At 38.3% G+C, this 11,196-nt stretch carries 5 protein-coding genes; all 5 read left to right on the plus strand.

Annotated elements, in window-relative coordinates:
* Positions 1-3 precede the first annotated feature (3 nt).
* The 5 genes from MM239_RS14815 to MM239_RS14835 all read left to right on the plus strand — a co-directional run bounded on the left by MM239_RS14815 (position 4) and on the right by MM239_RS14835 (position 10,768).
* Positions 4-1,401, plus strand: a complete 1,398-nt coding sequence (locus tag MM239_RS14815) for a hypothetical protein (protein ID WP_241349031.1) — start codon at positions 4-6, stop codon at positions 1,399-1,401.
* 42 nt (positions 1,402-1,443) lie between these two features.
* Positions 1,444-8,571, plus strand: coding sequence for a type I polyketide synthase (locus tag MM239_RS14820; RefSeq protein ID WP_241349032.1), 7,128 nt, complete (start codon positions 1,444-1,446; stop codon positions 8,569-8,571).
* Positions 8,561-9,364 carry an aspartyl/asparaginyl beta-hydroxylase domain-containing protein gene (locus MM239_RS14825; RefSeq protein WP_241349033.1) on the plus strand — a complete coding sequence of 268 codons (804 nt, stop codon included), beginning with the start codon at positions 8,561-8,563 and terminating at the stop codon, positions 9,362-9,364. Before MM239_RS14820 ends, MM239_RS14825 begins: the two co-directional genes overlap by 11 nt.
* A gap of 6 nt (positions 9,365-9,370) precedes the next feature.
* Positions 9,371-10,192: an aminoglycoside phosphotransferase family protein gene (locus MM239_RS14830; protein ID WP_241349034.1), complete on the plus strand. Its 822-nt coding sequence runs from the start codon at positions 9,371-9,373 to the stop codon at positions 10,190-10,192.
* A gap of 105 nt (positions 10,193-10,297) precedes the next feature.
* Positions 10,298-10,768 carry an NUDIX hydrolase gene (locus MM239_RS14835; RefSeq protein WP_241349035.1) on the plus strand — a complete coding sequence of 157 codons (471 nt, stop codon included), beginning with the start codon at positions 10,298-10,300 and terminating at the stop codon, positions 10,766-10,768.
* Positions 10,769-11,196: the final 428 nt, after the last annotated feature.

Below are 11,196 nucleotides of genomic sequence, written 5' to 3' on the forward strand. Positions count from 1 at the left end.
ACAATGAGCACACTACTTGATTACTCCTTTCTGCCCGATACCGTATTCGTTAACGCAAATGACAACCTAAAACTTGTTATCCAGAACCCTACCTCTGGAAAACCAATACCTTTTAAAGCCGGCCGTGGAGGAGATACAATTACAATCACTTTTCCTATTGGTGATACCCAAGGTGATCTCGTTACCAATTTGAAGTTTGGGACAAGTAATGTTTCCTCTCCATTTACCGTCAACATCGTTGGAGACAACTTCGTCCTCACAGCTACGAAAGATACTACGCTGGATCCAGGAGACAATGTCCAAATTACATTCAATGACATTCCTGTCAATAACTCTACAGGTAAGGCAAATATCAATATCAATGAATTTATTGGTGTAAACTCTGGTAAAACAGCTGTTCCGGTAACCAAAAAGTCACAAGAGTTGGGCGTAATTGTCTGGCTGGATCCGCTAATCGTTGGGTTAGGGCAAAAGTCTAACCTTCAATTCAAAAGTGCAGCCAGTACCAGCGTAGTAATATCGGGCTACCCGGACGGAAAAGGTGAAAAAACATTTGAAACGCCTCCCTATTCAGGTAGCGATGCTGTTGGTATAGGTTCCGATACAATTCCCCAACGGACTTATGTAGCCTCAGCGTGGGCAGGAGGTAACCAATCTCCTCCAGAATCCATCACACTTACGCAAGTCCCTCCTTTGATTACTGTTTTCAGTCCAACGGAAAGCCAATCTGTTGGAGCAGGACAAGAAGTTACAATCAGCTGGAAAGCCATGTATGACAGTGGTAACGAGATGAAATGGCTTCAGTCAAGCAAAAAAAATGTAAAGGCCCCGTTCAAAACCAAACCAGGAACTGACCTTACCCAGATTTACAATATGGGAAACCATAACGCTCAATTTATGCCCGATACGGTGACTTACTCCATCATTGTAAATGGGTACAAGCAACCTGCAAGACAAGACTTTGTTTTCAAAGTAAAACCTGTTCAACTCTTATACATAAAATATAAAAACCCTGACCTAACAGGTGTCATGTTTTCTCTAGACCCTTCAGACTGGAAAGCTTTTGTGTCCTCTTTTGGGACTAATGAGCTGATTTTGACCATTTACCAACCAGGGAGCATCATTGATATCTATTACCTTAGTAAAAACGATACAACAAATCCAATGATCCAGTATTTTGATGTTGTAGATGGAAACCTTACTTGGATTACCGCTAACCTTAAGTCATTGACCCTTGATCCTGGTGGTATTTCTATTGAAGACAGTCAGATAAACAAAGGAACGTGCTCAATTCCTGATAATGTTGCTTCCGTTTGCTTGACAGGGTTGGGCAATAATGGAAAATATGTACGCAGCGTATTAGAGATAAAAAAGAGTAATTCAGCAAATAATGTCCTTTAAAAAAGAAGCCGTCAACGTTACTTAAATCCTTGAATATATAATATGAAAGAGATCAACCTAAAAAGAAGACTTGTTCAAGACATGGTGATGCATTTTCCCGAAGAGCTGGAAAATCAACAAGTCCTTTTATTTTTAGACCTGCAAGCCAAAAAATCGAAACAATTCACCTTTCAAGAATTAAGAAAAAAATGTTTGACTGTAGCAGAGAATTTGGCAAAGCATACAAGCAAAGGTGAAGTAATATTGTTGCCCATTGAAGAACAAGAGCATTTCGTTACTAGCTTCTTTGGGTGCTTATTAGCAGGATGTGTACCAGCCCCTCTTTCCCCCATAAGACACAAGCGAGACAGAACAAGCATTGACCGAATTTTAAACATACTTCGGTCAGGAAAAGGTAATTCCATACTGATAACAGAAGACCTTAGAGCTATTGTCGATGCATTAACCAAAGAAATCTCTCCAGCTGTCAAAATCCTTGAATTAGAGTTGATGTATGAAAACCTGTTAGATAAAGTAACACTACCGGATATTTTACCAGAAGATTTGGCATATATCCAATACACTTCTGGTTCTACAGCCAATCCAAAAGGAGTAATGCTCAACCATAGGCAAGTAATGAACAACCTTGAGAAAATGTACAGGGTATTCCAGCGAAAGGAAAGTGTTAGGGTAGTGGGCTGGTTACCTTTTCACCATGATATGGGCTTGGTAGGGCATCTTTTTACTGTGCTTTACGAATCGGGTTTTGGAGCTTTTTTACCTCCTGCTTCATTTCTCTCCACACCAAAACTTTGGTTACAGGCAATCCATGATTTCCAAGGGACAGCTGCAGCAGTTCCTCCATTTGCGTTAGAAATGTGCATTCAAAAAGTGGTTCCTTCCAAAGACTGGGATTTTAGACAATTTAGGCATCTATACGTAGGTTCTGAAACAGTGCCATATGAGATACTTCAGAGATTTTCAGAAAAATTTGAGCCTACTGGCTTTGATGCAAATTCCATTAGACCTGTATACGGATTGGCAGAAGCCACGTTATTGGTTGCCGGAGGACGAAAAGGCTTGAAGGATCTTGGAGTTCATTTTTTAAACAAACCCATTAATTCCTTTCAAAGAAAACTGACTCCTTACGAAATAGATTTCGAATCGGGCACTGTTTATATTCAAGATATTAAAACTGGAAAGATACTTTCCGAAGAGCAAGAAGGAGAAATCATGATCAAGGCTTCATCTAACTCTAGTGGATATCTGGAAATAGACCCATATAAAACTTCAGGAATTAAAGAAGAGCTCATAGCCACAGGCGATCTAGGTTTCATCAAAGAAGGCTTTCTTTACATCACTGGAAGAAAGAAAGAAATTGTAATCGTTAGGGGCGTAAATTACAATGCTGAAGACTTGGAATATGCAGTAAAATACAACCAGGAACTGTTGCAAAGCAACTGTCTCACTGCATGTGTTTCGCATATCAGCAAAAACAAGGAAAGCCTTTTGGTATTTCAGGAAATACACAGACACACACCAATAAATTTATATAGCAAAATCACTGAAAGTATTCAGGGGAATTTAGCGGAAAGCTATGGTATTAAAGCTGATGCTATTCACCTGCTTCCACAGGGGATGCTCCCAAAAACTACTAACCATAAGATATCTAGGAAAAAATGCCTGGAACGTTATTTAAAATCAGAATTGCAAACACTTTATTCTACAACCGAAAACAAACCTTCGTTGCAGTCTGGTTTAGCAAAAGATGATCCTGTGGTAGTGGTGGGGATGGCATGTCGTTTTCCTGCAGGAGCCAATACACCTGAGCAATTTTGGGAACAATTGATACAAGGGGTAGACTGTATCACTGAAATACCTAAAAACAGATGGGATAATGATATTTTTTATGACCCAAAAACAGCTGTGCCCGGAAGAATGAATACCAAATGGTCAGGACTTACTGATAATATAGACCAGTTTGATACAGCTCATTTTGGTATATCTCCTTATGAAGCACCTGAGATAGATCCTCAGCAAAGAATGTTATTAGAAACGTCCTGGAGGTTGTTAGAAAATACAGGATGGAGGAAAGAAGATTTGAAAAATTCAAATACTGGGGTATTTATCGGCATAGCGAACAATGATTACCTGTACATGAAAATAAAGCTTACACCTGATATGAATGGATTCAATGCCTATTCAGGTTTAGGAAACTCAAACAGTATAGCAGCAAATAGACTTTCTTATTTTTATGACTTGAAAGGACCGAGTATGGCAATTGATACTGCCTGCTCCTCGTCCTTAACAGCTTTTCATTTAGGTGTGCAGGCAATTCAAAAAGGAGATTGCAGCCAGGCTATTGTTGGTGGGGTAAATGCTATTCTTTCACCTGGAACAACGATCACGCTCTCTCAGTTTGGGATGATGTCTCCAGAAGGAAAGTGCAAAACATTTGATTCAAGTGCAGATGGATATGTTCGTTCTGAGGGATGTGGATTAGTAATGCTAAAAAGACATTCTGAAGCCATTCGTGATGGAGACCATATTTTAGCCATTGTAAAAGGTTCGTCCATAGGTCAAGATGGGCATAGCATGGGCATTACCTATCCCAACGGTGCAGCCCAGCATAGACTTATATCCCAAACGCTAGGTGACGCAGGCCTTTATGGAAGTCAAATAAATTACTTGGAGGCTCATGGTACAGGAACTCCAACAGGCGACCCAGTTGAAATGGAACAATTAGGTTTTCTTTATGGCAATCAATCAAAAAACAAGTGTTATGTGGGGTCGGTAAAAGCCAATATTGGCCATTTGGAAACTGCTGCAGGAATTGCAGGCGTAATCAAGGTTTTACTGATGATGCAACATAAGCAAATCCCTCCGCAGATTCATTTGAATAATATAAACCCACGCATCCATCTCGAAAATACAAGGTTAGATATCCCCATTAAAAAACAAAATTGGGAACCTACAGACGAAAAGAGACGTGCTGCCATTAGCTCTTTTGGTTTTGGAGGATCATTGGCTCACCTCATTTTAGAAGAGCCTGAGGAAAAACAACAAAAGTCTACTGCTGGGATTGGTCAAGAGTTACCAATAGGAATGATTGCTTTCAAGCCATTTCCAATATCTGCTCAAACACCGAATGGTCTTGTAAAACAGGCTCAAAATTGGTTAGAGTACCTGAAAACAAATCCTGATATTGCTTTCCATGATCTCGCATACACTCAAGCTATAGCCAGGTCACATTTAAAGTACAGGAAAAGTTTTCTAGTGCAGGACAAAATGGATCTCAAGTCCAAACTTGATCAATTTATCCAAACTGCTGTTCCTGAAAACACCCTGTCATCTGACAATCAAAAGATATGTTATCTTTTTACTGGACAAGGTGAGCAGTTTATGCTCATGGGTCGGGAATTTTACTATCAAATCCCAACTTTTAGGGATGCTTTCGACAGGTGCGCTAGTGTATTAGATAGCTCAGATCTTCCAATGACACTTCAGGAGATTGCCTTTAAGATGAACGATTATCAAGTATGGCATGACAAGTACTTACAGGCTATTCTCTTTGCCACCCAGTATGCCTTGGGAACACTTTGGCAGGAGTGTGGGATCATTCCAAATTTCCTTTTAGGCCATAGTTTGGGTGAATATGCTGCTGCCTGTATTGCAGGGTGTTTTGAACCTGAAACAGGGATGAAGATTCTTCTGAAACGATCAGAATTGGTAGACACACTTAGCGAAAAAGGAAGAATGGTTACCATTTTCACAAATCATGAAGAAGTTGAAAAAATTATAAATAAAGAAAAAGCTCAAATTGCAGTCATAAATAGTCCCAGAAAAACGGTGATTGCAGGAGAATCTGTGGAAGTGGCAAGAGTGGTTAATCACTTTTCAAGCCAAGGGGTTGAGTTTTATAACTTAAGAATGAATGTAGCATTCCATTGTCAATTGCTGGATCCTATTCTTGAACCTTTTCGAGAATATGTTGGCCAATTTACTTTTAGGCGTCCTGAGAAGAGGTGGATATCATCTTTAACAGGGGAAGAAATGAAGCAAGCTCCTAATGCAGGTCACTGGGTTGATCATTTACGTAACACAATTCAGTTTTCTTCTGCCGCTAAGCTTTTGGAAAACGAAGAGGTAAACCATTTCTTGGAAATTGGTCCTGGAGCAAGCACTTTAGTTGCAATTAAGGAATGTATAAGCAAAAAAGATTTGGTTTTGTTAAGATCAATGAATATACCTAAAGGTGGTCGAACGGAATCCGTTCACTTTTTTGATTCAATAGGTAAACTTTATCAAGATGGTTGGACCGTTCATTGGCATACTTTGCTCCATGGCAAAAAGTATCCAGAGATGATTCCTGGGATAGTCTTTAATCATAAGTCCTATTGGGTAAAAGGGTTGGAAGCTGAAAATATTTCTGCATTTGCTGGCCCTATATACAATTCTAGTTTTGGACAAGTAACAACCGAAAGTGATGAAAAAATCAACTCAAATATACATTATGATTTAACCTGGGTAAAAAAAGGAAAAATAACGATTTCAGAAAAATCAGAAGATGTAAGGACCAATGTATCTTGGATTATTCTTGGAGAAAATTCTCCAGCCTTACAAACTTTGTTAAACAAGATTCAGAAAAGGGGGCACCAAGTATTTTGGATTGGGATAAAAACACAGCATTCCAAGGCTGATGAAGTTCTAACCCATGATATGGATGCTATGGCTATCTATAAGATTTTAAATAAAATAATCACCAGTGAAAGCCGGGCTAATGTAGAAGCATGGAAGGTAGTCTTCTTTTCAAATAGCTATGTTGATCCAAGCTCAAAACTTGATATAGATGAACTCAGAAAGGTAACCTACAATACACTTGGTGTATTAATCCCATTCTTAAAGGCATTAAGGCGTGTTGTAATTACACCTCAATTATGGATTGTCACAGAAGGTTCCCAACAGGTTTCAATAAAAGAATCAGTGTCTCTCAATTTAACTGCTGCACCACTATGGGGTTTTGCCAAAACTTTGTATTTGGAACATCCAGAATGGCGAGGTGGTATGATGGACCTTGAACTGGGTAGCTCTCCCGAAGATAAAGCAACTCAGATTATTGGAAAAGTTCTTCTACCGGGCAGTGAAAACTGCATTTCCATCAGACAAGGAATTCAATTTGTCGAACAGTTGGTGCCTGCTAAAGTAAAACAATATGAACCCATAGCTTTCCGCAATGATGGTGCTTTTATCATTACAGGAGGGCTGGGAGGGCTAGGGTTAGCAACAGCCTTATGGGTAGTAGAAAAAGGGGGGAGGCATCTTATTTTAATAAGCCGCAGAAGTCTTCCCGACAAAATCGAATGGACATCGATGAAAGCAAGTCATCAACAATATGAAGTCGTACAAAAACTACTTTCTTTTGAAGAGCAGGGTGTCACTTTAGAAGTTGTAAAAATGGATATTCGAGACATTCCAAAATTACAATCCCTATTCGATTCTCTTGAGAGCCGTAAAATTCCAGTACGTGGAATCCTGCATGCAGCTGGTGTCAATTGGTTCTCCAAAATTATGGAACTTGACAACTCAGAATTTTTTGACACCTTAGCCATCAAAGTTGCAAGTAGTTGGGCACTCCATCAGCTAAGCAAGCCCCATGATCTTGATTGCTTTATACTTTACTCTTCAGTTTCAGCCCTATGGGGTTCAGTTAATCTCAGCCATTATACTACCGCGAATTTTTTCATGGATGCTTTGAGTCAATACCGATTTGGCGTCGGGCAAAAAACGCTATGCATTGATTGGGGGCCGTGGGGTCAGGTAGGAATGAGTGCAAAACCAGAGGAGAGAGATGTTTTATTTAAAATGGGTTTTAAGTTGATGCAGCCCCAAGAAGCCTTAACTGCTATGGAATCCAAGCTTGCCTCAGGACAAGCCCTATCTCTAATCTGTAAGATAGATTGGGAAAAATACAAACCCTTTATTGATTTTACGCTGCAACCTTCCTTGTTTGAACAAGTAGTAAAAAGTAACATAGTACCTGTTGATCAAGCTTCTCGAGAGCACTTAAATCAGATCTTAAACTCTTCCAAGGAGAACGCTCGAGAAAGAATCGAAAAGATAGTCAGGAATGAACTAAGGTCAGTGATGTTGATCGAATCAATAGATGAGATCCCCGAGGACAAAAGATTTAATTTTCTGGGGATGGATTCTCTTATGGCTATTTTACTTGCGACTAAATTAGAACAGTATTTTCAGGTCAAACTACCGAATACCCTTGTATATAACTATCCTCACATTAAAGCGGTATCTGACTATTTGTTTGAATTGATTTACAAGACAGAAGAAACGCTGAACCAAGAATTTGCTTCAGAAAATATACCTCCAGTAATTGAAGACAATTCCAGTGTTTCAAGATATGAATGGTTTAAAATTCTTAAACAATCACAAGGGAAAACTCCAATTACGTTGTATTGTTTTCCTTATGCAGGATCAGGGCCAGCAGTATTTCAATCTTGGATAAATTCGCTTCACCCTGACATTACCCTCATTGGTATACAGACTCCAGGACGGGAAGATCGGGCTGATGAAAAGCCTTTTACCTCGATGAAAGAATTGATTTATGAATTGGTCGAAGCATTTGACCCACCAACTGGACCTTTTGCATTCTTTGGTCATAGCTTAGGAGCACTAACTGCCTATGAATGCTATGTTTCGCTAAAAAAAGCAAATAAACCTACACCAGACCACTTGTTTTTGTCAGGGAGTAATGCTCCTGACTCCTTGAAAGGAGACTTGTTACATAAATTACCTCAACAGGAATTTATTGATGCAGTGTTAGGGAAATATGAAGGGGCTACCCAGACCGACCAACGACGCCTCGCTTTAGAAAGGACTGAAGATATTCTAAGAGCTGATATCCAAATTCTCGAAACATATGAGCCAAGCAAGGAAGCTGTAAGTGCAAGTATGATGGTTTTTGCTGGTGAATCAGATTCCTTATTGTCATCTGAAAAGGTTCGTGAGTGGGCCCTATTTTCTTCAAGTGATTTTAGAATTACCTATATACCAGGAGGTCATAATTTAGTATTTGAACAGCATGAAGTATTGTCAAGAATGATAGAAGGTCAACTTAGTAATTATTGGACTGATGAAATTGAATTGGTTTTAAATGAATTATCAAATGAAGATTGATAACCAAGCAATAGCTCCCAAGCAGGTAGAAATAGTTAAAAACCAAGAATTAGAGCCTTGGTACAGTATTTTCGGTGGTAGGTATCAAGGAGATCATCCTCCTTTTTACGAACCAGAACATTTGTCTTGGACAAAGATTTTGGAAGATAATTGGAAGATAATTCGTGACGAACTGTTTGGGTTGATTGAAGCAGATCCTGACCGCCTTAAACCCTATAAAATCAACAAAAGCATGTCGTTCCCACCTAAAAAATGGAAGACAATGGGTTTGATCTTTTGGAACATGAAAAACCATAAAAATTGCAGTAGGTGTCCTCAAACCATGAAGATTCTGAAATCTTTACCTGGCTGTACTTCTGCATCCTTAAGTATCTTGGAACCACATTCAAATATAAATCCGCATCAAGGTGATACAGATGCGGTGATTAGATGCCACATGGGGCTATCAATCCCTAGCTCCATCCCAGATTGTGGTTTTCAGGTTGAAAATGAAATCAGAGAATGGAGAGAAGGGAAAACACTTCCTTTTTGTGATGCTAGAACGCATACTGCATGGAACCATACTTCCCAAAGGAGATATATTATGATTTTGGATGTGATACGTCCAGAATTTAAGAATAGAAAGAACGAAATATGCGCACATGTATTGGCATCTGCAGCTGTACAAATGCTTTACCAAAAATATGATTTTCTGCGTCGTAGAAAACGATATGTCAAGAAAGCCATATATCATGCTGTTAGGGTAGCAATGTTTATTTATTTGCCCTTTCAACGAATTTCTTTTATACGCTAACAAGAAATGAAACTAGGGGAATTAATATCATCCACAGTCCACGCAGAAGTGTTTCTTTATGGCTCTAACTCTTTAGTTAAGCTGTTTAGGAAAGATGTGAGCAGTCACCATATAAATAGAGAAGTCAATAATACAATCTTGGCAATGAATCACAATTTACCTGTACCGAATGTAAAGGACCTCATTAATATTGAAGGACGGGATGGGATTGTTATGGAGTATATAAAAGGACCAACTATCACAAGTATTCTCAAAAATTCTCCTCATAAAATCAAAACCTATGCACAAAAGTTTGCTCAACTTCAGGCAAATTTGCATAGTATGCCAGTGAGAGATTTTTCAAACCAGAGGCAATTTATGGTAAAATCCATCCTAAGTATAAAGGGACGTTTGGGACAGGATTTAACTGAAAAAATATTAACTCAAATGAACAAGCTTCCCGATGCAGATAAGCTTTGTCACAACGATTTTCACCAGGAAAATATCATATTTTCAAATAAAGGCCCAATTATTCTGGATTGGCAAGAAGCATTAAAAGGGAACCCTATCGCAGACGTTGTACATGCCTTACTAGTCCAAGAGCACCCAGTTCCAGCACCAATTTTCAAAAGTTCGACAGTTTATTTTCAATTGCATAACAAGTATAGAAAGTTATTTGCAAAATTCTACCTTCAAGAATATATAAAACTTACCAATACTAGCCTTGGCGAAATACGAAGTTGGGTATTACCTGTGGCAGCAACAAGATTATTCACTAAAACCTCTCCAGAAGAAAAAGACTGGACTGAAAAATATATTCGACAATTTATGAAACTACCGACTAATTGATTTTCAGAAAAATATACGTTAATAACCTTTGATCAAATCGGAAGAGATGATTTACAGGCAATAAATTAAAATTCACCAATTGTCATCACATATAAAAAATAAATTATGCCAAATAAAGCCTATGCAATTTTATTTGTAACTGTCAGTAAAGATGATGGTTACCTTTACTTCCCCATAAAAAGAGAAGGTCGTAGATACGGTGGGATGCCTCAATTTTTTGGGGGTTCAAAAGACGAACATGAATCCGATCGTGACACCATTGCGCGTGAGATGCTAGAGGAAAGCGATGGGAAATTAACTTTGCAATCAGGTGGGTTAAGCCTCATATATAAAAGCCAAGTTGGGATCAATACTTATAGTTTCTATGTGGCTGAAAGTTTCTCAGGATCTCATTTTTTAGGTCCCCTTCAAAATGATGAAATGGCTCGTATCGATAGGTTTCTTGTTCAATATGATGCTGGAAACGATGTTGAAGACCTTTTGTATAAGTTGAATATACAAGGAACTGAAGAATTCTATGAATCTGAAACTTGTAAAGCTTTTGAAAAAGCTATTAGCTGGAGTGAGAAATTATAAAAGAGTCGTGTAATAAATTTAATTTATATGAGTATTTCTAATGTAACACATAGTATATTAAATAGCTTTAATAAGTTTCAAATATTCATCATAAAGGAACAAGTCCTTTTAACAGAATATAAATAACTAATCAATTAAACAATTAACTCGCTAGTAGCAAGAAAGTGGATAGTCATATTTACATATTTTTTAACCAATGCGAATTACAAATCGGATTATCAAGTTCTGTAAAAGGAAATATACTGTATTAGCTAAAACGCCATAGTTGAGGGTGATTTATAATCAAACTATTCCAAATCAAGGTATCCATCCGACCAACCCCATCTTGTATGGGATAATTTTATTTAGGTCGGTACTGTTCCCAGTTTGAAGGGAGTAGTTGATAAAGATCTTTTTGTTTGTGAGCTTGGATTCTTTCGAACACATCT

The sequence above is a fragment of the Belliella filtrata genome, assembly GCF_022549775.1.
Classification (GTDB): domain Bacteria; phylum Bacteroidota; class Bacteroidia; order Cytophagales; family Cyclobacteriaceae; genus Belliella; species Belliella filtrata.

What these genes read in the sequence shown, in the direction of transcription:
- MM239_RS14815 (WP_241349031.1), top strand. Translation starts at nt 4, where the DNA reads ATGAGCACACTACTTGATTACTCCTTTCTGCCCGATACCGTATTCGTT.
- MM239_RS14820 (WP_241349032.1), top strand. Translation starts at nt 1,444, where the DNA reads ATGAAAGAGATCAACCTAAAAAGAAGACTTGTTCAAGACATGGTGATG.
- MM239_RS14825 (WP_241349033.1), top strand. Translation starts at nt 8,561, where the DNA reads ATGAAGATTGATAACCAAGCAATAGCTCCCAAGCAGGTAGAAATAGTT.
- MM239_RS14830 (WP_241349034.1), top strand. Translation starts at nt 9,371, where the DNA reads ATGAAACTAGGGGAATTAATATCATCCACAGTCCACGCAGAAGTGTTT.
- MM239_RS14835 (WP_241349035.1), top strand. Translation starts at nt 10,298, where the DNA reads ATGCCAAATAAAGCCTATGCAATTTTATTTGTAACTGTCAGTAAAGAT.